At 66.0% G+C, this 20,589-nt stretch carries 23 protein-coding genes and 1 pseudogene; all 24 read left to right on the forward strand.

The genetic code is table 11. From position 1 onward, the window contains the following. The coding region (locus Q0672_RS16995) for a ParB family protein (protein ID WP_298624171.1) at positions 1-1,381 on the forward strand (1,381 nt) is incomplete at its 5' end. A gap of 14 nt (positions 1,382-1,395) precedes the next feature. Beyond that, complete coding sequence (locus Q0672_RS17000) at positions 1,396-1,956, forward strand: DUF2857 domain-containing protein (RefSeq protein ID WP_003050401.1); 561 nt, start codon at positions 1,396-1,398, stop codon at positions 1,954-1,956. Positions 1,957-1,959: 3 nt separating this feature from the next. Further along, entirely contained in the window at positions 1,960-3,192 is a 1,233-nt protein-coding gene (locus Q0672_RS17005) for an STY4528 family pathogenicity island replication protein (RefSeq protein WP_003050398.1), read from the forward strand. A gap of 419 nt (positions 3,193-3,611) precedes the next feature. Next, on the forward strand, positions 3,612-4,406 hold the full coding sequence (locus Q0672_RS17010) for a PFL_4669 family integrating conjugative element protein (protein WP_003050396.1): 795 nt from the start codon (positions 3,612-3,614) through the stop codon (positions 4,404-4,406). Then, positions 4,403-4,930, forward strand: coding sequence for a DUF3158 family protein (locus Q0672_RS17015; protein WP_003050393.1), 528 nt, complete (start codon positions 4,403-4,405; stop codon positions 4,928-4,930). Before Q0672_RS17010 ends, Q0672_RS17015 begins: the two co-directional genes overlap by 4 nt. A gap of 73 nt (positions 4,931-5,003) precedes the next feature. Further along, complete coding sequence (locus Q0672_RS17020) at positions 5,004-5,456, forward strand: single-stranded DNA-binding protein (RefSeq protein WP_003050391.1); 453 nt, start codon at positions 5,004-5,006, stop codon at positions 5,454-5,456. A gap of 276 nt (positions 5,457-5,732) precedes the next feature. Further along, a complete protein-coding gene (locus Q0672_RS17025) occupies positions 5,733-7,766 on the forward strand; it encodes a DNA topoisomerase III (protein ID WP_018715759.1) in 2,034 nt (677 codons plus the stop codon). A gap of 929 nt (positions 7,767-8,695) precedes the next feature. Further along, positions 8,696-9,253, forward strand: coding sequence for a hypothetical protein (locus Q0672_RS17030; RefSeq protein ID WP_003050381.1), 558 nt, complete (start codon positions 8,696-8,698; stop codon positions 9,251-9,253). Between the two features lie 333 nt (positions 9,254-9,586). Next, positions 9,587-9,808 (forward strand): hypothetical protein, encoded by a 222-nt coding sequence (locus Q0672_RS17035; RefSeq protein WP_003050378.1) that lies wholly within the window; start codon positions 9,587-9,589, stop codon positions 9,806-9,808. Positions 9,809-9,829: 21 nt separating this feature from the next. Beyond that, positions 9,830-10,222, forward strand: coding sequence for a hypothetical protein (locus Q0672_RS17040; RefSeq protein WP_003050375.1), 393 nt, complete (start codon positions 9,830-9,832; stop codon positions 10,220-10,222). A 180-nt stretch (positions 10,223-10,402) separates the two neighbouring features. Then, entirely contained in the window at positions 10,403-11,089 is a 687-nt protein-coding gene (locus Q0672_RS17045) for a hypothetical protein (protein WP_003050366.1), read from the forward strand. 83 nt (positions 11,090-11,172) lie between these two features. Further along, the gene (locus Q0672_RS17050) at positions 11,173-11,904 is read left to right on the forward strand and encodes a hypothetical protein (protein ID WP_018715758.1); all 732 of its coding nucleotides are present in this window, start codon (positions 11,173-11,175) and stop codon (positions 11,902-11,904) included. Positions 11,905-12,000: 96 nt separating this feature from the next. Then, a complete protein-coding gene (locus tag Q0672_RS17055; protein WP_003050361.1) occupies positions 12,001-12,279 on the forward strand; it encodes a hypothetical protein in 279 nt (92 codons plus the stop codon). Positions 12,280-12,567: 288 nt separating this feature from the next. Then, positions 12,568-13,392 carry a hypothetical protein gene (locus tag Q0672_RS17060; protein ID WP_003050359.1) on the forward strand — a complete coding sequence of 275 codons (825 nt, stop codon included), beginning with the start codon at positions 12,568-12,570 and terminating at the stop codon, positions 13,390-13,392. Positions 13,393-13,516: 124 nt separating this feature from the next. Continuing rightward, on the forward strand, positions 13,517-13,870 hold the full coding sequence (locus tag Q0672_RS17065; RefSeq protein WP_003050357.1) for a DUF3085 domain-containing protein: 354 nt from the start codon (positions 13,517-13,519) through the stop codon (positions 13,868-13,870). A gap of 150 nt (positions 13,871-14,020) precedes the next feature. Further along, the gene (locus Q0672_RS17070) at positions 14,021-14,557 is read left to right on the forward strand and encodes an XF1762 family protein (RefSeq protein ID WP_026320720.1); all 537 of its coding nucleotides are present in this window, start codon (positions 14,021-14,023) and stop codon (positions 14,555-14,557) included. A 228-nt stretch (positions 14,558-14,785) separates the two neighbouring features. After that, entirely contained in the window at positions 14,786-15,691 is a 906-nt protein-coding gene (locus Q0672_RS17075) for a DUF3577 domain-containing protein (protein ID WP_003050351.1), read from the forward strand. A gap of 144 nt (positions 15,692-15,835) precedes the next feature. Continuing rightward, positions 15,836-16,663: a DUF932 domain-containing protein gene (locus Q0672_RS17080; protein ID WP_003050347.1), complete on the forward strand. Its 828-nt coding sequence runs from the start codon at positions 15,836-15,838 to the stop codon at positions 16,661-16,663. A 94-nt stretch (positions 16,664-16,757) separates the two neighbouring features. Further along, a complete protein-coding gene (locus tag Q0672_RS17085) occupies positions 16,758-17,447 on the forward strand; it encodes a DUF3275 family protein (protein ID WP_003050344.1) in 690 nt (229 codons plus the stop codon). A gap of 94 nt (positions 17,448-17,541) precedes the next feature. Then, the gene (locus Q0672_RS17090) at positions 17,542-17,880 is read left to right on the forward strand and encodes a hypothetical protein (RefSeq protein ID WP_018715757.1); all 339 of its coding nucleotides are present in this window, start codon (positions 17,542-17,544) and stop codon (positions 17,878-17,880) included. A gap of 103 nt (positions 17,881-17,983) precedes the next feature. Then, positions 17,984-18,388, forward strand: a pseudogene (locus Q0672_RS17095) (hypothetical protein); the annotation flags it as partial. A 19-nt stretch (positions 18,389-18,407) separates the two neighbouring features. Then, the gene (locus Q0672_RS17100) at positions 18,408-18,668 is read left to right on the forward strand and encodes a hypothetical protein (protein WP_018715755.1); all 261 of its coding nucleotides are present in this window, start codon (positions 18,408-18,410) and stop codon (positions 18,666-18,668) included. Positions 18,669-18,745: 77 nt separating this feature from the next. Beyond that, positions 18,746-19,393 (forward strand): hypothetical protein, encoded by a 648-nt coding sequence (locus Q0672_RS17105; protein ID WP_054667822.1) that lies wholly within the window; start codon positions 18,746-18,748, stop codon positions 19,391-19,393. Between the two features lie 25 nt (positions 19,394-19,418). Beyond that, the gene (locus Q0672_RS17110; RefSeq protein ID WP_256959041.1) at positions 19,419-20,567 is read left to right on the forward strand and encodes a DUF6094 domain-containing protein; all 1,149 of its coding nucleotides are present in this window, start codon (positions 19,419-19,421) and stop codon (positions 20,565-20,567) included. Positions 20,568-20,589 lie beyond the last annotated feature (22 nt).

A 20,589-nucleotide genomic window follows, 5' to 3' on the forward strand; every position in this document is an offset into this window, starting at 1 on the left:
CCTGCGCGAACTCTGGTCGGAGACCAAGGACGAACGCTTCTTCCGCATATCGTGCCTGTTTCGGCCATGGCCGGAGCGCGGTGAAATCGTCGCGCTGACCGGGCATCTTGCCGAGAACGAACTGCGCGGTGGCCTCACGTTCATCGAGCGCGCGCTCGGCGTCGAGAAAGCACGCGAGTTCTACGAGCAGGAGAGTAGCGCCGCCCTGAGCCAGTCGGAACTGGCCCGCCGCCTGGCGGCCGATGGGTTCCCCGTCCAGCGGTCGCACATCACCCGCATGGCCGACGCGGTGCGCTACCTGCTGCCCGCCATTCCCACTGTGCTCTATGGCGGCCTGGGGCGCCACCAGGTCGAGCGGCTGTCGGTCATGCGGACGGCCTGCAAGCGCACCTGGGAGCACTATGCCAAGGACCGCACGCTGCCGCTGGACTTCGACAGCTTCTTTCAGGAGGTGCTGGCGCAGTTCGACACGCAGGGCGACGAGTTCGCGACGCAGCGCGTGCAGGACGAGCTGATCGGCCAGATGTCCGAGCTGCTGGGCATCGGCTACGACGTGTTGGCGCTGGACCTGACCGAATCGGAAAGCCGCCACCGGGCGCTGGTCAGTGACCCGACGCCACCTGCGGCGCCGCCGGCGTTGCCTTCGCCCACCGCCGGCACGCCGCCTCCCCCGGGCGTAGCATCGTCCATCGCCAAGCCTGCAGCGGCGGCCAGTCCTCCACCCGCCAGCCCTCCGGCGTCCGAGCCCACCTTGCGCGAGGATACGGCCCGAGAGACGACAACGGAAAGCCCCGCGGCCGCACCAGGCGATCTGCTTCTCGAGCACATCGTCTCGCCGGCACCGACGACCGAACGGCTGCAGTCGATCCAGCGCATGGTTGCCGACCAGTTGGGCGATGCGCTGCCGCCCGACTTCTCGGCGAGCGTGCTGCAGTCCATCCCGGTGCAAGCCGGCGGGCTCTATCCGATCTCCGACGTCTGGTACATCGACGCCGGCCTGGACACGCCCGATCGGCTGCGCATCCACATCGCGCAGTTCGCGCGCGAGATCGCCGGGGAGGCAGCCCTGGACGAGTGCATCGAGGATCGCTCCGATGGCATCGGCTTCGTTTGCTGCGCGCCCGCCCATGCACCATCGCCGCTCGGCCGGGCGGTGCTGGCGCTGCTCATCACTCTGACGGGTCAGCCCACTGCTGAAGCGGGCGTGGATGGCGCGCAGCTCGCCGCCGACTTGCCAGCACTGCTGCACGGCCAGGGTCAACACCACGGCGACTGCACAAGGCGCTTGAGCGACACGGCGTTGGTCAAGCTATTTCGGCTGCTCCGCCTGGCCCGGCGTCTGCTGGACCTGGAAGCCGGCACCACGGCGCCCGGGACGTGAGCGAGGGAGGCCGCATGTCCACATCGCATCCGCTCAACCAGGCCGTGATTGCCCAGGCGCTGTATGACCTTCGCAACGGCCAACTGCGCCGCTGCAAGGCCATGGGCTTCGGCGAGGCCGAGCTGGATGCGCTCAAGCACCCCGCGCTGATCAGCGTGCTGGCCAACGCCAGCGTCTCGTGGTGCTCGGTCACGGTCAACCGCGAAGTGCTGCAGCGCCTGCTCAACCAGGCACAGGACGTGGAGAAGGAAATCGCCACGGTCGATCGCATGCTGCGGCTGGGGGCCAGCACGGAGATGGTCAGCCGCTTCTATGGCCTGACCCATCAGGAAGTCGCCCTGCGGCGGGAGATCCTCGGCCTGCCCAAGCGCAAGGGGCGCCACCCCGTCCTGGACGAGACCCAGGACACCGAACTTTGGCGGCAATGGAAAGCCGTGACCAGCAGCAGGAACGTCGATCTGGAGGATGAGACCTCGATTCTCGATGCGGCCATGGACCTGGCCGAGGGCATGTCACTGCCGCTCTCGGTGGTCTGGGCCGCGATCAGGAACTGGGTCGATCAGGGATTGGACTAGGCCATGGCCGTGGACGACACCGCCCCACGAGCCCCGCGTCAAGGCCCCATCGCACTCGCCGACCTGTTCGACGCTGCGCTGAAGGACCTCACGCCCAATCCAAATCCCCGCGCGCCAGCGCCCATGGCAGTGCCCACGCCTGCGGCGTCCGGCGACGCCTTCCTATTCAGTGGCAATCGGCACGAGAGCGTGCCGCGGCGGCTGTTCGTCGACCGCCGCCTGACACCGCTGGAGCGCAACGCCTGGCAGGTGTTCCGGCTGATGCTCAACGACGACGGCGTCACGACGTTCCCGACCTATGAGCAGTTGCGCCCATGGCTGGCGTCCATGCCCTGCGCGGGACAAGCCTCCCACGAGACCGTCGCGCGGGCGCTGACGCTGCTGCGCCTGACGCGCTGGCTGAGCCTCGTGCGACGACGGCGCGACCCCAAGACCGGCCGCATCCTCGGAAACCTCTACGTCCTGCACGACGAACCCCTGACACTGTTCGAGGCCATGCAGCTCGACGCCGACTACCTGGCCCTGGTCAGCCAGTCGCTGGGGCATTCCGCCAAGGCCGTCCAGGTGGTGGGACTCAACACCCTCCAGGAGATCGCGGACGACCCGATGTTGTCCGGACGCACCTTGCCGTCGCGGCTGCAAGTGCTCGCCGAGCGCCTGGCCGACCAGGGCATCACCGCCACCGCAAGTTATCCACAGGAGGATGCGATCCACGATTCCGAAGAAGGGCCCGCCAGCCTTCTTCGGAATGGCGAACGCCCTTCTTCGGAATCCGAAGCAGGGCCGAAACCCGCGCCAGACGGCGCTCTTCGGAATCCGAAGCAGGACCGTACAGTACGTAGTAGTCGTATTGATGAAGTACGTACTACCGCGCAGGCGCGCGCGCTGGGCGACCTGCAATGGCCCAAGCGTTTCGCGGAACTGAAGGCGGAACAGCAAGCCGGCGCCAGGATGGCGTTGCAGCAAGTGGACGCTGCCCTGCGGCAGGCTGTGCTGGACGAGTGGGCCGCACGGTGCGGCAAGCATGGCATCCGCAACCCCGCCGGGTACCTGTTCGGCATCATCCAGCGCGCCATGCGCGGCGAGTTCAATGCGTGGGCCAAGCAGACCAGCCCGGCAGCGCCAACACCATCGGCGGCGCGAGCGCCACCGCCCGAGCCGCCGCGCAACGTCGTGCCGCCCGCGGTGGCCCGGCAGCACATCGAGCGCCTGCGCGATCTGCTGCGCAAATCCTGAGCGCAGGGCCTGGCAAGGCCATGAAGCAGACCTCCTTGGCGGTCGGCAGAAACGGTCCCCAGGGGACGGCTGTGTGGTGAAACGCCGGACGACGGCGCGACATGCTGCGCAAAACCTGAGTAGAGCGCCTGCAAGACCATGAAGCAGACCTCCATGGCGCTCAACGGAACGGTCCCCTGGGGACGGCTGCGCGGCGAAGGATCGTGTCGAACGGCAGCGCGACGTGCGGTGCAGTACGCATACCGTCAACGACCGAGGCACGGAGCGCCAACGTGAATGCTCCGGCCTCCAAGGGACCGTTGCGCGCTGCGCCGCCAGCGCGCATAGAACCGGGGGCCGGCTCATTTCGGTTTGTTGACTGACTGCCTTCCGCTGCATGCGGATGCTGGCGGCTCCCTGTCCAACTGCGAGCGCTCACCATGGCAACCAGCAACGAACCATTGCAACTCAACCTCGGCTCCCTGCGCAGCGCGATGTCGCTGACGCTGCACACGCATCACGCTTCCCGCATCTGGCACGGCCGCGCCGCCGCCGAAGGGCGACCCGGCATCGTCGGCCTGAACGGCTACATCGCGGTGATGAATAAGATGAAGCGCGGCTCGGAGCAGGACGACCCCTACAGCGACTGGTGGATGCTGCGCATCGAGGACAAGCTCGACCAGACCAGGACCACGCTGCAGACCTTGCGCAAACAAGTGGACCAGGCACTGGCGGGCGTGCCTGCGGCATTGAGCCTGGGCGAGAACCTCAACGTGCAGCCCGTCAAGCTGCCGCTGTTCGTCAATGCGCAGTTGGGCTTTGCCGCCGTCTATCTCCTGGCCGACTACGACGACATCGCGCGCAAGCTGATCCTCGCCCACCACACCGCGCTGATCGACCGCAGCACTTTGGAGCGCTGGCTCAACGAGGGCGCGCACGCGCTGCGCAGCCTGTTCTCGCTGGCCCAGCAGTACCGCTACTCGGGCTGCACCCGCGACGATTTCGCGGCGAAGAATGCCGCAGCGCGGGTCGCGCTGGAGAAGTTCGGCGAGTTGCCGCAGGACGTCCTCGAAGGCACGCGCCGCTCGACGTTTGCGCCACCCATGGTGCGCCGTGGTCTGCAACAGCGCGGTGAGAATCCTGCCGCAGCCGCTACCAGCGTCGATGGTGATGCGGCCGCTGCTGCCGACCCGTCCGAAGGCGCAGCCACTGCCGGCGAGGACGAATCCGCATGAGCGATCTGAACCAGCCGACCCGCTACTTCCGGGGCCTGCAACAGGGAGCCTTCATGCGCCTGGAACACGCGGCCTCTCTAAAAGGCCTTTTAAAGCCTTTTAAAGGTAAAGGGGACTTGGAGGCCTGGGCCAGCCAGTGCTTCGCCATGCGCGACGAGTTGATCGGCCTGGCGCAGCGACAAGTGCTGCAACAGGCCGGTGGGCATCCCTTCCATCTGCTGCCCGTGGAACTGGCCCAGCAGACCACTGGCGCGGGAACGACGTTCCTGCGCTGGCGCAGGAACGACCGCTCGGCCATGGGCGTGGCCCTGTGGCAGGAGCTGATGGCGAGCACCAGCACGCCGGTCAACCTGCTGGCCGACCTGCACGCGATCGAGCTGCAGCGCATCACGCTGAACATGCAGATCAGCCTGTTGCACACCCTGGGTAGGCAGGCCCAGGAGTGCGCCAGCAAGGCCGCCGAGGCGGAAGACGCCTACCTGCGCCGGCTCGCGTCCATACCCCCCGGAGTGCGCGATCGGTGATCGCGTCGGGCACCCCAGCACGCGCCCGACGCCGACATGGCACGGGTATTTCAACCACCAAGGAGATTGCACCATGAGCACGCATTTTTCGGGCGAAGGCAACATCGGCTCGCCCCCCGAGTACCGGGAGTTCCCCAACGGCAACGACGAACCGCGGCGCTTGTTGCGGCTGAACGTGTATTTCGACAACCCCGTTCCCACCAAGGGCGGTGACTTCGAGGACCGCGGCGGCTTCTGGGCGCCGGTGGAAATCTGGCACCGCGACGCCGCACACTGGAAGGACCTTTACCAGAAGGGCATGCGCGTGCTGGTCGTCGGCCGCATGGAGCGCGAACCCTGGACCGACAACGAGGATCAGCCGCGCGAGACCTGGCAGATCAACGCGCGCAGCGTCGGCATCCTGCCGTTCCGCATCGAGTCCGTCGTTCTGAGCCCCAAATCGCAGGAGACCGCACAGGACGCGCAGCCCAAGCCCCAGGCCGCCCAGGAACCGGCAGCGTCGAAGGAGCCCAAGCGCAGGAAGTGATCCGGCGTGGGGGCGGCCGCAGTACGTTGCCGCCCCCCATGTCCTCGCGAGCTATCCCCAGGGGATAGCTCCATCAGCGTCCACCGGCTTCCGCGCGCTCCCGAACATCGCGGCTCCCGGCTCGCACACCGCCGGCCGCACGCCATCCCGCCCAAGCCGTTCCATCGGCGTGAAAGCGGTCGCTGCCGCATGCAGCTTGTTTGCTGCTGCCCCAACAGGCGCTCGGCATCCTCGATCCCAGCAACTCCATGAACAACGGGAAGCGGATGGACGGACATGCGGCTGTTTCTGTGCGAGAAGCCCTCCCAGGGCAAAGACATCGGCCGGATTCTCGGCGCCACGCAGCGCGGTGAAGGCTGCCTCAACGGCTCCGGTGTCACGGTCACCTGGTGCATCGGCCATCTCGTCGAAGCGGCAGCACCCGAGGTCTATGACGCGGCGCTCAAGCGCTGGTCGCTGGAACAGCTGCCCATCATTCCCCAGCAGTGGCGGGTCGAGGTCAAGCCGAAGACCGCCACGCAATTCAAGGTCGTCAAAGCGCTTCTGGCGAAGGCGACCCAGCTTGTCATCGCCACTGACGCCGACCGCGAAGGCGAACTGATCGCACGCGAGATCATCGACCTGTGCGGCTACCGCGGTCCCATCGAACGCCTGTGGCTGTCGGCGCTCAACGATGCGTCCATCCGCACCGCGCTCGCCAAGCTGCGGCCCTCGGCCGAGACGCTGCCGATGTATTACTCGGCGCTGGCGCGCTCGCGCGCCGACTGGCTCGTGGGCATGAACCTCAGCCGGCTGTTCACCGTGCTCGGGCGGCAGGCCGGCTACGATGGCGTGCTGTCGGTCGGGCGTGTACAGACCCCGACGCTCAAACTCGTGGTGGACCGCGACCGAGAGATCGCGGCCTTCGTGTCCGTGCCGTACTGGGCCATCGACGTGTCGCTGTCCGCAGGCGGTCAGACGTTCACCGCGCAGTGGGTGGCACCCGATGCCAGCACCGACGACGCCGGCCGCTGCCTGCGGCAGCCCGTCGCACAGCAGGCCGCGCAGCAGATCCGCGCCGCGGGCAGTGCCCAGGTGGTGTCGGTCGAGACCGAGCGCGTGCGCGAAGGCCCGCCGCTGCTGTTCGACCTGGGCACCTTGCAGGAAGTCTGTTCCAAGCAGCTTGGGCTGGACGTGCAGGAAACCTTGGAGATCGCCCAGGCCCTGTACGAGACGCACAAGGCCACGACGTACCCGCGCTCGGATTCGGGCTACCTGCCCGAAAGCATGTTCGCCGAAGTGCCCACGGTCCTGGACAGCCTGCTCAAGACCGATCCCACGCTGGCCCAGATCATGGGCCAGCTCGACCGCACCCAGCGCTCGCGCGCCTGGAACGACGGCAAGGTGACGGCGCACCACGGCATCATCCCGACGCTCGAACCCGCGAATCTCTCCGCCATGAGCGAGAAGGAACGGGCGTTGTACCGGCTGATCCGGGCACATTACCTGGCCCAGTTCCTCCCGCACCACGAGTTCGACCGCACCGTGGCGGATCTCTCCTGCGGCCAGCAGAAGCTGGTGGCTACGGGCAAGCAGGTCGTCGCCCGCGGCTGGCGCCTGGTGCTGGCCGAGTCCGAACGTGAAGGCAGCGCCGATGAGGATGGCGACGCCCCCGTGCGCACCCAGGTGCTGCCTGCGCTGCGTGACGGGATGGCATGCCAGGTCGCCGGGGCCGACATCAAGGCCCTCAAGACGATGCCGCCCAAGCCCTATACCCAGGGCGAACTGGTCAAGGCGATGAAGGGCGTTGCGCGTTTCGTGACCGACCCGCGCCTGAAGCAGAAGCTCAAGGACACGACGGGCATCGGCACCGAGGCGACGCGGGCCAACATCATCAGCGGGCTGATCGCCCGCGGCTATATCGTGAAGAAGGGGCGCTCCATCCGCGCATCGGATGCGGCGTTCACGCTGATCGACGCCGTGCCCGCGGCGATTGCCGACCCCGGCACCACCGCCGTCTGGGAACAGGCGCTGGACATGATCGAGGGCGGACAACTCACCCTGGATGTGTTCATCGGCAAGCAGGCCGCCTGGATTTCGCAGTTGATCGCGCAATACGGCAGCACGTCCCTGTCCATCAAGGTTCCCCAAGGACCGGCTTGTCCGCAGTGCGGCGCACCCACGCGCCAGCGAACCGGCAAGAGCGGCCCGTTCTGGTCGTGCAGTCGCTACCCCGACTGCAAAGGCACGCTGCCGGTGGCAACCGGCACGTCCAGGCGTGGTGCCTCGCGTCCACGCCGTACCAGTGGCGGTGGCCGCAAAGGCGCCTGACCGCCCCCGTTCCCCGTGAGCCATGCCCGCCATCGGCGGCGTGGCCCGTGTCCCGCATGCCCTGCGGGACGCCCCAGCGCGCAACGCCTTCTTGCTCCGTGTGCGCGTCCCGTCCGGCCGGCCCCGGCCGCGGGACCTGAAGGTGGCTTCTCCGCGAACCGCACCCCGCGCGTTCTCCTCGTCTGCATTCCTTCCGCCGCTGCGAAGGGTCCCCCGATGGCTTGCCTGTGCGAGCCATCCGGAGACCCTTCGCGGTCAGCGGTATTCGGTGCCGGTGCCCGCCGGCGCAAAAACGGGCTCCCTTTGTGCGCGGATGTGCGCCAGACGATGCCGGCCCCAGCCACGACATGGGCCGGGTGTGATTGCTGGATGAGCAGACGGTTCTAGCGACGACCGGGCCTGCCAATCAGCCCACGGGTGGTTCTTCTTTCCTCCCGAGCCGAAGGCCCCTGGGGCCTTCGGCGCCTTTCTCCTGCCTTTCAACGCCCCGGCCAGGGCGATGGCCCTGCGCCACACGAACGGGAGACCCACATGACCGCCAACATTGCAATCCGCCTCACTACGCACCGCCGATGCACCGAACTGCAAGGCGATCGGCAATTCCATGGCCGTGCTGTGCGTCGCGTGGCTGGGGACGCCGGCTGGTGCAGTACCTGCACAAGACGGGATCGATCGCTTCGGATTGATGCAAGACGCGGCCGGCGGGTCGCGCGATCCTCCCTCCTGCATTGCCGACGCATCGGCAACAGCCAGCAGCCAGGGTGTCCAGACTGCCGTGGGTTCCGCCCACGCCACCCGCCAGTTCGCCCCGGCATCTCTCCGGCGAACGCTGCCCACCGGGCATCGATGCCACCTTCCTCCAACCCACGGGATGTATGCCGCGTCCCGTCAGGGGCGTGTCGTCAACCCGGTCGATATCAGGACTTCCCATGGACACCATCACCCGACAAGACCGCATCACCCTCAAGAACCTCAAGGTCGCGGATTTCGCGAGCGAGGAAACGCTGTGCTTCACCGCCACCGTCATGTTCGACGGCAGGCCCATCGCCGAAGCCCGCAACGACGGACACGGCGGCTCGACGTTCGTGCGCGCGTTGCAAGGCCAGGCCGCGCTGCTGGCCCAGGCCGAGGAATTCGCCAAGAGCCTGCCGCCGGCATCGCTCGACGTCGAACGCGAAGACGACGAGCCGCTTCTCATCGACATGACGCTCGACTTCCTAGTGGACCAATTGGCCGATGCCATGCACGCGGAGCGCAAGCTGCGCACCGCGTTCAACCGCGACATCGGCAACAAGGTGCTGTTCATCAAGGACGGCAGGCTGCTGTTCCTCAAGGGCATCAAGCTCAAGGCCATTGCCGACCGCGCAGCGTATTTCGCAAAGCTGCGCAGCCGACAGGACCAGCCCATCGTCATCCTGGCCGAGCTGCCAGCGGACGAGGCATTCGCCATCTGGAAGCAGCATGTCCTGGGCGACAAGCCCCGCTGATCCAGCCTCACCGCACCGTCATGACCGCCCCGCACTTGCTGCGGGGCTTTTCTTTGTCTCTGCGTACATCAATCGGGGCTGGACCAGATGCCGATTTCCAACTGACGTGGCGCGCCCCCCCCACGAAGCTGCCCGCATGCTCGCTGATTCGTCAGCACATGCCAGCAGCCAGGGTTTCAGGCTGCCGCGGGGTTCTCCCCGCGCAACCCACCAGTCCGCATCGCATCCATTGCGCGGACGCACGTCGCCAAGACGCTGATGCTTTTTTTCAACCGCGTGCGGGAGCTGCCATCCCGTGAGGGACAGGGCCCCGCTTTTCCAAGGAGCCCATCCATGTCCCAGCAAGCCTCTTTCGGCCGATTCGGTCAATTGGCCTTGACCTACTGCGGCAAGTTCCTGCCGCTCGAAGTCCTGCACAGCGCCGCCGGCCACTACATCGGCACGCGCGATACCGAAGGTCCCGTTTCGCGGGAATCTCGTGAGTACTTCCGCAGCCATGCCGCGGCTCAACGTGCCCTCGAAAGAGGCGGCTGGTCCCAGCTCGCCGTTCCCTGATCCAACTGGAGGAATCACGTCATGAACCAGCTACTGCCGCAGGAAGTCGTCGATCAGATCGTTCGGGAAGAACGGCATTTCAGCGCCGCGCCCCAAGCCTTTTTCGAGGCATGGAAGCGTGGTGTCGAGATCGCCGGCCCGCAATGGTTTGGCGATGGCACCCGTGAAGGTCTGAACCAGGCCAAGAGCAAGTGGGATCTGCGCCCCGACATGCTGCGCCTCAACGACGCCCTCGGCGTCCTGAGCAGCGGGGAACGCATGTTCCTGTCCGCGATGGTCAGCTTCTACAACGCGCGCGAGGGCGGTGCCATGCTCAAGCGCTGCCACTTCAACGGGTTGTCGGACTTCGACGGCCTCGATCTGCCTCGTCGCCAGGTGATCGCCGACCTGCTGCTGAACTACAGCGGTTGGTGAGCCGGTCCCCGGCACACCTTCATCACTGCGTTCACGCGACCCCATGAGGGACATGCGCCTCGCCCGAGGCCATGTCCCTCGCGTTTCTCCCCGCCCAGTGCCATCCGGCATCAGGCGGTTCCCCTGCGGATGCCATCGTCCGCAAGGGCTGGCTCCGTTCATTCATCGAAAGGAGCCTTCATGGCCAACAATTACTACGAAGCCACCGGCGTTCTCGTGCTCGACCGTGTGACGCCCGTCATCCAGGCGCTGTTCGGCGCCTTCGCGCTGGACGAGAGCCATCCCGGCAACGGGCAGGCCTACATCGCCCAGATCGCCGAGACCACCAATCCGCAATGGCCGGACGTGCTCGATGGCCTGGAAGACCTGGCCACGCAACTCGGCATTCCGATGCCGGACGACGAAGGGCTTTCGATCCCGCCGCTGCTCGAACTGCTCGCCGTGCACTTCGGTGCCGATGAGGACGAAGAGCTGGGGAACTTGATCGAGCGTCATTCGTTCGAGGACACCGCCGATCTCGACGCATTGTTTCTGATCGCCACCCGATTCGATGACGGCCACCACCTGACCGCCATCCAGTTCGAGGGATGCTGGTATTGCAGCAAGCCGCGGCTGTTCGAGTTCGGCGGCAACGGCTGCTACCTGAGCCGCGAGGTCCGCGTCATCAGTTCCTCCTCGCAGGCCCTCCAGCTCGGCGACCAACTGCGCAAGGCCATTGTGGCCGCCGACATCGAAGAGGCCTCGGCCCTGATTGCGCTGGAGACCATCAATCTGCTGGCGGGCGTCAGCGACGAGCCATTCCGCATGAATTTGCGCCGACGCGTCGCCGAGCGATTGGCCCAAACGCCAACGATCAGCGTCACCTGACGCTGTTTCCTTTCTTTCCACCCACCGGGGTCAATTCCCGGTGGCGGGGATTGGCTCCATCATTATTCTGTTGGAGAAATCCCATGTCCCAGAATCCCAATCCCTTTCTACGCGGCTACTGGAATCTGAAAATCGTCCGCACGCTGTCCATCAGCCACGAGGACGGAAGCCCGCATGTCTGGCGAAACATCCACCAGAGCCAAGAACACCTCTCCGATGAGGAGCTGGTTTCAGCATCCTGCATCGTCACCAGCGATTTCGCCGTAGTCAGCAATGGCCCAGACTCCGTGAGTGCCGAGGTGCTGGCCGAACGCGATGCCGGTGAAGGCGCCTACGGCGTGGTGGGTGCCGTGGTGTACGCGATCCACGGCGACGACTTCGACGGCCGCCCCGTCCACATTGGCGACACTTATTCGGCCGAGGCCGCACGGGAAGTCGTGCAGCGGTTGAGCTTCGAGACCGGCTACTACAGCCGGTGCTGGGAAATCAGCAGCGCGCACATCAGCCACGAAACCGGCCAGTACCTGGCCAACCTGGCTGACCTCGCGACGCCGGAAGCCTTTTTGTTCATTGCGTTCCGGGTTCCCTACAGCCCGGCGATCGGCGTCAAGCTGATTTCCACGCCCTGGACGGGCCAGCACCTGCAGGACGTCGAGGAGATCTCCGCCGAGCAGCTTCGGCAGGAGCACTGCAGCAAGGGCATGCCGGACGACCTGGCACAGATCCTTGCACTGGCCGGCCAGGCCGATGTGCGCATCCTCATTCTCGATGCCGACGCACCCGTGTTGCCGGGCCTGCCGTTGGCCGGCGAATAACTGCCAGACACATCCCCAGCCTACCTTTTCCTCACCGCATGCCGGCCCGTCTCCCGCCAGGGAGCCGGGCCGGTTCACTTTCATAGGAGCGATCCCATGTTCCCCGATCTCATCTCGCCCGTATCGGACTTCGAGCACCAGCTTGGAGCCTGCTTCAATGCCATGAGCCAGGACGATGCCATCGGCCAGATCCTGGTAGTCGAGCGCATGAGCGGCATGCTGCACATGCGCCATATCGCCAGCGCCGACCTGATGGACACCGACGTGGACGACTACGAAATGGTCATCTTCGACGGTGGCAACACAAGCGGGGACACGTGGAAGCACGTGTTCTTTCCGCGTCAGCGCGAGCACTACTTCGTGTACCAAGCCTGACCCCTCCGGCCCCTTTCGAGGGGCTTTTTCTTGTACGCAGCACAGGAATGCGGGCATGTTGCGGTGCCGTTTCCTGCGGGCAGGCCGACCACCCCGGGGCCATGCTTACCCCATGTCCGTCGGCGCTGCCGACACATGCCCAGGCAGTCGAGACCTTCGAGGCTGCAAGCACGGGAAACCGTGCTGGTCGTTTCTTCCTACGGACCTACCGCGTCCATCCACGCCACCCACAAGGGACCTCTCCCTTGCGGGCGGGGAATCCCTTGTTATTTCTCAAGGAGTTTCCCCATGGACCGTTCCCTCATCAAATCCATGATGCCTTCGCTGGTCGCAGGCCATGTGCCCCGTAACGTGCGATCGTTCAAGTACCGCGTGTTCGATGATCAGCCGCTGTCCTCAACGCTGGGCTTTGCCATCGACCCCCAACCCTTCGACGGCAAGGTGGTCGCTGCGACCGACGATGCCATCGTCGTCAAGCTCAAGCCTTCCGAGTTCGCGGTGCTCGATCCCAGCCTGGTGACCACGGTTCCTGCCGAAGGCGCCAAGGTGCATGTCCAACCCTATGCCCGTCGTCGCTTCGACGGACTGCGCGCGGACACGCCGGAGGTCATCACCGAGAAGACTTCGGACGGCACGCCGTACACCATCACGAGGCACATCCTCGGCTCGGCGCCGGCCAAGCTGCCCATTCCCACGCCGCAGTGCATGGAGTTGGGCCAGCTCATCGAGCAGTTGGAAGAGATGCCGGCCCCCGATCGCTTCCGGCGCATCACCCACATGCTGGTGGATGCCGGTGCCCGCGACTTCACCTGGGTCGATCCCACGCCCTCCAAGATCATCGAGACCCCGCCGGCGATCAGCTTCACGGTCTCGACCGCGAAGTTCGAGGGCCGGGTGACGATCCTCTACGACCGCGGCGGAGACACCTACGTGGTGGAACTGCACCGTCAGAACGGTGAATCGGTCGAACTGGTCGATCGGCACGACGAGGTGTATTTCGACATGCTCGGCGAAGTGCTGGAGCGGCTCATCGACGACGGGCGCTGGCGCCAGATCGACGTGAGCATCCTCGACGCGAAGGCGGCCCGTAAGCGCCAAGCCGTCCCGGCATGACGCCCCTCGGCTGACCCGAGGCACCCGCCACGGCGTTCCAGCCATTCCGGCCGCGTGACCTACAGGCCCTTCATCCCATCGGGTGGAGGGCCTTTCTCTTTTTTTAACACAGGAGATTTCATCCATGTCACTGCGATTCAAAGGCGCCGACCTGCGCCCCGTGCTGACCGAAGCCATCGCCAATCAGTGCCGCATCGTCCTGGTCAAGGACCAGGGCGTGTACTTCCTCGCCGAGCGTGGGGAGCGTCGCCCGGATGGACGCCAGCAACTGCTCGCCTACGCCGTCGGCTGCAACCCGGACACCGACCCGTTCGATGACTGGTGGCACCTCGCCGGCCGCGAGCTGGGTGGCGACGATTTTGCGGAGTATTTCGACCCGAAGGACGGCCTGTTCACGCGCCTCCTGCACTCGGCGGACGATCTCGTGCTGTCCGCCACCGCCACGCACCTGTCCTTGGCCGTGGTGCCTCCCGCCTGAAGCGGCAACCGCCGCGCAGCCCTCGCAGCCCCCGCACCGGGGGCTTTCTTTTGTTCGCACCGCGGCCATCGCCGCGCATGCGCGTTCGTCTCCAGCCGCCAAGGCACGCCCCGCGGGCCACAGCGCCGGCATGCCACCGGAGACGACCGCATGAACACATCATCGACCTCGCCGAGGCTGCACCTGCTGCCGGTGTCGCTGCGCACGGCCAACGTCTTCGTGCTGGCACACCATCACCGTCCGGTCCAGGCTGCGAAGTTCGCCCTGGCCGTCACGCTGGTCGACAGCGACCTGATCCGCGGCGTGGCCATCGTCGGCCGGCCGGTCGCGCGGCACCTGGACGATGGCTGGACGCGGGAAGTCACACGGCTGTGCACCGACAGCACACCCAACGCCTGCAGCAAGCTATACGGCGCGGCCTGGCAGGCGGCAAAGTCGCTGGGCTACATCCGCCTGATCACCTACACCTTACCCGACGAAGGCGGCGCCAGCCCGCGCGCCGCCGGCTGGCGGCTGATTGGCGCGCGCGGCGGCGGCGCCTGGAGCCGTCCCAGCCTCCCCCTCGCCGATACCCCGAGCACCTGCGCCGCCCCAAATGCCTGTGGCAGGCGCCGGGCGGCGCGGACAAAGGGAAGCACCCGGATGCCGATTGATTGCTGCCGCGCGCGCGAGGCCCGGCCATGCTGACCCCATGCCTGCTGACGTTGTCAGCGACATGCCAGGCAACCATCGGTCTTCGAGGTTGCGGCGCAGTTCCCACTGCGTGACCGAGCCAGCTCGCACCGCATCCATCCGCGAGCGGCCACCAGCCTCTGGTGGCGGATGCTTTCGCCTTATCAACCCACCGCGGGGTTACGCACCTTCCCCGCATGCGTGGGCCGGTGTGTCTCCGCTTCATCCCAATGGAGATTCACCATGAACACCACGTCCAACGAGAAATCGTATTTCGACCTCCACACCTCGGGCATCGGCTACGTCCAGCGTGTCCGTGAAGTGCCCGTCCGGGGCGGCCGCCGTGCGCAGCCTTTCCTTGCTTGCACCATCGCCGCGCTGGTCGGCCCCGCCCGGGACCCCAGCTACCGCTACTTCGACGTCAAGGTCTCGGGTGCCGAGGCCAAGAAGCTCGTTCAGCGCTACATCGGCGTTGACGATCCCAAGCAGCGCCCGCTGGTGCGATTTCGCCTCGGTGACCTGTGGGGCGATGCGTACATCCGCGACAAGGGTGAGCAGAAGGGTCAGGCCGCCGCGTCCCTCAAGGCGCGACTGCTCAAGGCCGAACTGATCGACCGGGCCGAACTGGCTTCGATCGAGCAGCACGAGCTGATCACCCGCGGCATCGGCTATCTCAATCGTGTGAAGGACGTCACCCCAAAGGCTGGCGACTCGTTCCTCTCTTGCACCGTCGCAGCACTGGCCGGGCCTGTCGATGAACCGGAGTATCGGTACTTCGACACCATCGTCGCCACCCCGGAAGCCGAGCATCTGGTTCGCCGGTGCGTTCAGGCCATCGAGGGTGACCGCAAGGTGCTGATCGCCTTCCGTCTGAACGACATGAAGATCGATCCGTACATCCGCACCAAGGGCGAGCACGCCGGGGAACCGGCCGCAAGCCTGGAATCGACGCTGGTCCACATCGGTCTGATCAAGATCGACGGCACCCAGGTCTATCCGACGAGCCAGGCGCAACCCGAGGCGCCGCCGGCCGAAGACGCATCCGCGTCCGAAGCCGACGACGCCATCGACACGGCCACCGAGCCCGCCGAGCGCGAGCCCGAGGCGCAAGTCGAGGAGCAGGAGCCGGCATTGGCTGCTTCGTTCTGATACGGCATGGCCCCTCACGGGGCCTTGTCGCTTCTCTTCCCGCATCCGCCGCGTCCCCATGACGCGCGCTTGCGCATTTCATCCCCCGAGTTCCGCGTGGTCTCACCGCCGCGCGGTTACCGCATTTCTCAAAGGAGATCAGCCATGTCTCTGGCATCCCGTTTTGCTCCGCAATCCCCGATCCTGCGCTCCGATCGTCCACTCTCGGACGACCGCATTCGTGCCGTCGTTCCGTCGATCTTCGCCGACGCTCCGCATGGGAGCCGGTCCGATCGGTATGCCTACATACCGACCTCGACCGTGCTGACCAAGCTGCGCCAGGAGGGCTTCGAGCCCTTCATGGTGTGCCAGACACGCGTGCGCAACGAAGACCGGCGCGAGTATACGAAGCACCTCATCCGACTTCGCCATGCGAGCCAGATCAACGGCGACGAGGCGAACGAGATCATCCTGCTCAACAGCCACGACGGCACGAGCAGCTATCAGATGCTCGCCGGCATGTTCCGGTTCGTCTGCCACAACGGCCTGGTTTGCGGTGACACCACCGCCGACATCCGCGTTCCCCACAAGGGCGACGTGGCCAGCCAGGTGATCGAAGGTGCCTACGGAGTCCTCGAAGGCTTCGAGCGCGTGCAGAACGCGCGCGATGCGATGCGCACCATCACCCTCGATGAGGGCGAAGCGGAGGTCTTTGCAAACTCCGCGCTCGCACTCAAGTACGACGATCCAGCCAAGTCCACGCCTGTCACGGAGAGCCAACTGCTGGCACCCCGGCGATGGGACGACCGCAAGAACGACTTGTGGGCCGTCTTCAACCGCGTCCAGGAGAACCTCGTCAAAGGGGGCCTGAACGGACGCACGGCCAACGGCCGCAATCAGCGCACCCGTCCGGTGCAAGGCATCGACCAGAACCTGCGCCTGAACCGGGCGTTGTGGCTGCTGGCCGAAGGCATGCGCCAGCTCAAGGCGTGATGCCACGCGGACCTCGCCCACCTCGGGCGAGGCCATTTCCTCTCATCCACCGGGTGCCGTCGGCGGCCCGTCATTCATCATCAGGAGAACCATCATGGCAACCCCATCGGCTTCCGAGAAATCGGTTGCGCCCATCGTCGTCCCCGGCCAGCTCACGCTGCGTACCATCCGCGGCAAGAACGGCCCGTTCACGGTTGGCCGCCTCGCCACGCACCTCGGTACTTTCGAGGTCAAAGACCCGGAGCTGGAGCAGTACCCCGAAGGCAAGTACGACGGGGAATTCATCATCAGGTACATCTTCCCGAAGTCCTATCCGGTCGGCGGCGGCATGCGGTTCGAGATCCGTGCCAGCCTCGACGGCATGACGCTCAACGGCATCGACAAACTCAGCCGCGACGAAGCCCGCAGCTTCGCCACCCAGGACGTCGATCCGCTCGATGAAGAGCAAGGGGCGCAGCCTGCGACAACGCCGGCCAAGCCGACCAAAGCGTCCAGGCCCGCCAAGCCCGCACCCGTGCAGGCGTCCGCGGACCCGATGGTCGATACCACGCCCTTTGGCGTGGATGCGCCGCCACCTGCTGAGGCTGCTGCCCCCGGCAGCACCCAAGACGGTGACCCCGCGCTCTTCGGCCTGCTGTGGCCGCTGGGCGAGTCCGTGAAACTGGATTCGACCATCGACCGCCGCGCTTTGCGTGCACAGATCGCCCGCCTGGGCGAGCTGGGCTACGCGCTGGACTTCAAGACGCAGGAGTGGAGCCGCCAGGCCGAACTGCAACCTGCGTGATCGTAGACGCCGCATGCGCGGTGTTCTTCATCCACCCGCCGGGGTTCCTTCCCCATGCGGGGGAGGCCCTGGCCATCTTCTGGAGGTCTTCATCATGTCCACCATCGCTTGCGATATCCCCCGCTCCGCGCTGGATGAACCCGCGTGGCGGGCTCTCTGCGAGACGGCAGCCGCACAAGCCACCAAGGGTTGCGGACTGTCTCACGACTACTACGTCGAACGCTTCAGTTCGGCGATCGACGCGCAACTCGGTCGATTGCCGGAAGAACAGCGCGCACAGGCGCTGAAGATCGCACAGGAATGGGACTACGCAACACCGGCCGAACGGCAGGAAACCCAGGACTGGAATGCGGAGCATGGCTACTGCTCGCATGGGATCGAGTTCGGCTACTGCCCGGCCGGTTGTGATCGCGACGATGACGACTGGGACTGAGGGCAAAGCATAGGTTCCTTCGTCGCACACGCGGCATTCCATCACCCGCTGGGGGTTCTCCCCCACGGGGAGGCTTCCGGCTCCATTCTTCAGGAGGCCTCTCATGGGCTGGTATTTCTCCCCCCAATCGCGGTCTGAATTGATCGCGGAACTGATCGCACCGCAAGTGACCGAGCGCGCCAGCGTCAAGGTCATCGCCCACGCGCTGCGCGGCAACGTCCTCTGGTCCGTCGCGGAAGTGACGGCCAGGGCCGAAGGCGTGCATCGTGATCTCGCACCGGGCCAGTCCCTGCGCTACATCCGTTGCGATCTGCTGGAACGCAGCGGCAACCAGTGGGGCTACAAGCCGCTGGACGAGTCCATGCACCCGTACTACTACTCGTGCCCGTTGAGCTACCTCGACATGGCGCCGGAGCAGTCCGCCGACTGGCGTGCAGGCGTTCGCGCCTACCACGCGCGGCGGCGCACCCCCACGGCATCCACGGCACCCGCCGCGGCGCTGTTGGCCGGAGCCAGGAGGAACCGACATGGACCCGATCCTGGCTGCGCTCCCCGCCTCGCTGTTGAAACTCGTTGAAGGCAGTTTGTCCAACGACGAAGTTTCCTCCGACGAGGAAATGCTGGGGTACTTCATCGACAACGGCCTCACCGAGGAGCAGGCACGGCAGGCACTGACCTACCGCGACCAGTACCTCAACAACATCTACCTGGACGGCTTCACGCCGATCACCGCGGTGGACGAGGCGCTTCACTTCAATCCGCACACCCGGCAGTTCGAGCCGGACTGAGCGACTTTCTCCCACCCCCTGGGGCAGTACTTGCCCCAGGGGGGCGGTGCTGTTCCCGTTCATCCGAGGACACCACCATGCCCGCAAACACTTCTTCCACGCTGTACCGCATCGACGAATGCCCGGACGTGATGGCCGACGCCTGCGTCGGCGATGACCAGGGCAACCTGATCTTCCTGTCCATCTGGGCACGCGACACCGCCGTCCAGCAGTTCCTCGCTCGCCTGACCCTCGGGCGCGACGAGCAAGGACTGGACCAGTTCCACGTCATCACCAACCAGGGCGGCAGCGTCCCGGTGTTCATCGGCAACGTCGATCGACTGGAAAAGCGCATCACGCGCGCCTACCGGCGAACGCTGTTCGGATCGCTCTCCAACGTGTGGCTGTTCGACCGGCGCTGCGTCAAGCCCGACAAGGCCAACGCCAGCGCGCTGGCATTGCTGCCACGCGATAGCGCCCACCGGCTTGACCGCCTGTGGATGCTGGTGCGGGACACCTGCCCGTTGCCGCTGCTCGACCACTGGCGCGAGACCGTGCTGGAACTGCTGCAAACCCGCGAGATGCTGGCCCGCCTTCCGTTCGCCCTCGGGCCACTGGAAGGCCATCGGCTCGCCATCGACGTGCCGGCGCTGACCCTGGCGCTGGGTTCCCTGATCCGCAGTGACGTGCTCACCGCCTATCCCTATCCGGCCAAGATCTGGACGCCGGAAGCGGTAGCGGCTTGACCCACCCTCGGAGGCACGCCTTGGCGTGCTTCCGCCATTCCTTCCCGCCAACCAGGAGACTTCCATGGCCCTCATGTTCCCGCGGCTCGCCCGCAATTTCGCCAAGAACGGTTACTACCCGACCGACGAACCCACGCTCGAAAGAGCCCTCAACGCACTGATGCCCAGCGACGGGCCGATGTGCATCCTCGATCCCTGCGCCGGCGAAGGCGTGGCGATCGCCGAAGCCGCCCATGCCCTCGGGCGCGAGCAGGCCAAGGCGTTCGCCGTCGAGTTCGACGCGGAGCGGGCACGCCATGCCCGCGGCCTGGTCGATCACTGCCTGCACGCGGACCTGATGGACACGATGGTCTCCAAGCAGTCGTTCGGGCTGCTCTGGCTCAACCCGCCGTATGGCGACCTGTCCAAGGACGTCAACGGCAACATCGGCTACCAAGGTCAGGGACGTGCCCGCCTCGAAAAGCTGTTCTATCAGCGCAGTCTGTCGTTGCTGCAATACGGCGGCGTTCTGGTCTTCATCGTCCCCGGCTACGTGCTCGACGCGGAACTGGTCGGCTGGCTGACACGCCACTACACGGACCTGCGCATCTACCGAGCGGTGGAGACGCAGTTCAAGCAGGTGGTGATCTTCGGACGCCGGGTGCGCCAGCGCGAGCTGGCGTCGGATTCGGGCAAGGCCGTGCGCAATCTGCTGCTGCAGATTGGGCTTGGCGAAGTCGAACCCGAGGAACTGCCGAGCGATTGGCCGTTCCTGCCGTACATCGTCCCCGCCAGTCCGGCCGAGCCGGAGTATTTCTTCCGCGTGACGATGGAGCCCGAGCAGTTCGCCGATGAAGTCGGCAGGCTGCAAGGCCTCTGGCCGTCGCTGGACACGCACCTGGGGGCCGCGCAGCAGTCGCTGCGTCCACCGGCGCGGGCCTTGTCCCACTGGCATCTCGCCCTGGCTCTGGCCGCGGGCGCGATCTCGGGGGTTGTGCGCTCCAAGACCGGGCGCGTGCTCGTCGTCAAAGGTGACACCCACAAGGACAAGACGCTCCAGCGGGAATTCACCGAACGGGAAGACGGCTCCATCGCCGAGACCCGCATCCTCACCGACAAGTTCGTGCCCGTCATCCGCGCATGGGACATGACGCCTGGCTCCCCGACACGGGGCGAGGTGCTGACCATCCGCTGATCCACCGGACGCCCGACGTCCC

Source organism: uncultured Zoogloea sp., assembly GCF_937894855.1.
Lineage (GTDB): Bacteria > Pseudomonadota > Gammaproteobacteria > Burkholderiales > Rhodocyclaceae > Zoogloea > Zoogloea oryzae.

Coding starts and splice junctions, on each gene's coding strand:
- Q0672_RS17020 (WP_003050391.1), top strand. CDS start 5,004: ATGAGCACGCATTTTTCGGGCGAAGGCAACATCGGCTCGCCCCCCGAG.
- Q0672_RS17065 (WP_003050357.1), top strand. CDS start 13,517: ATGTCACTGCGATTCAAAGGCGCCGACCTGCGCCCCGTGCTGACCGAA.
- Q0672_RS17100 (WP_018715755.1), top strand. CDS start 18,408: ATGGACCCGATCCTGGCTGCGCTCCCCGCCTCGCTGTTGAAACTCGTT.
- Q0672_RS17085 (WP_003050344.1), top strand. CDS start 16,758: ATGGCAACCCCATCGGCTTCCGAGAAATCGGTTGCGCCCATCGTCGTC.
- Q0672_RS17060 (WP_003050359.1), top strand. CDS start 12,568: ATGGACCGTTCCCTCATCAAATCCATGATGCCTTCGCTGGTCGCAGGC.
- Q0672_RS17040 (WP_003050375.1), top strand. CDS start 9,830: ATGAACCAGCTACTGCCGCAGGAAGTCGTCGATCAGATCGTTCGGGAA.
- Q0672_RS17055 (WP_003050361.1), top strand. CDS start 12,001: ATGTTCCCCGATCTCATCTCGCCCGTATCGGACTTCGAGCACCAGCTT.
- Q0672_RS17010 (WP_003050396.1), top strand. CDS start 3,612: ATGGCAACCAGCAACGAACCATTGCAACTCAACCTCGGCTCCCTGCGC.
- Q0672_RS17070 (WP_026320720.1), top strand. CDS start 14,021: ATGAACACATCATCGACCTCGCCGAGGCTGCACCTGCTGCCGGTGTCG.
- Q0672_RS17050 (WP_018715758.1), top strand. CDS start 11,173: ATGTCCCAGAATCCCAATCCCTTTCTACGCGGCTACTGGAATCTGAAA.
- Q0672_RS17045 (WP_003050366.1), top strand. CDS start 10,403: ATGGCCAACAATTACTACGAAGCCACCGGCGTTCTCGTGCTCGACCGT.
- Q0672_RS17090 (WP_018715757.1), top strand. CDS start 17,542: ATGTCCACCATCGCTTGCGATATCCCCCGCTCCGCGCTGGATGAACCC.
- Q0672_RS17015 (WP_003050393.1), top strand. CDS start 4,403: ATGAGCGATCTGAACCAGCCGACCCGCTACTTCCGGGGCCTGCAACAG.
- Q0672_RS17080 (WP_003050347.1), top strand. CDS start 15,836: ATGTCTCTGGCATCCCGTTTTGCTCCGCAATCCCCGATCCTGCGCTCC.
- Q0672_RS17030 (WP_003050381.1), top strand. CDS start 8,696: ATGGACACCATCACCCGACAAGACCGCATCACCCTCAAGAACCTCAAG.
- Q0672_RS17000 (WP_003050401.1), top strand. CDS start 1,396: ATGTCCACATCGCATCCGCTCAACCAGGCCGTGATTGCCCAGGCGCTG.
- Q0672_RS17025 (WP_018715759.1), top strand. CDS start 5,733: ATGCGGCTGTTTCTGTGCGAGAAGCCCTCCCAGGGCAAAGACATCGGC.
- Q0672_RS17075 (WP_003050351.1), top strand. CDS start 14,786: ATGAACACCACGTCCAACGAGAAATCGTATTTCGACCTCCACACCTCG.
- Q0672_RS17005 (WP_003050398.1), top strand. CDS start 1,960: ATGGCCGTGGACGACACCGCCCCACGAGCCCCGCGTCAAGGCCCCATC.
- Q0672_RS17105 (WP_054667822.1), top strand. CDS start 18,746: ATGCCCGCAAACACTTCTTCCACGCTGTACCGCATCGACGAATGCCCG.
- Q0672_RS17035 (WP_003050378.1), top strand. CDS start 9,587: ATGTCCCAGCAAGCCTCTTTCGGCCGATTCGGTCAATTGGCCTTGACC.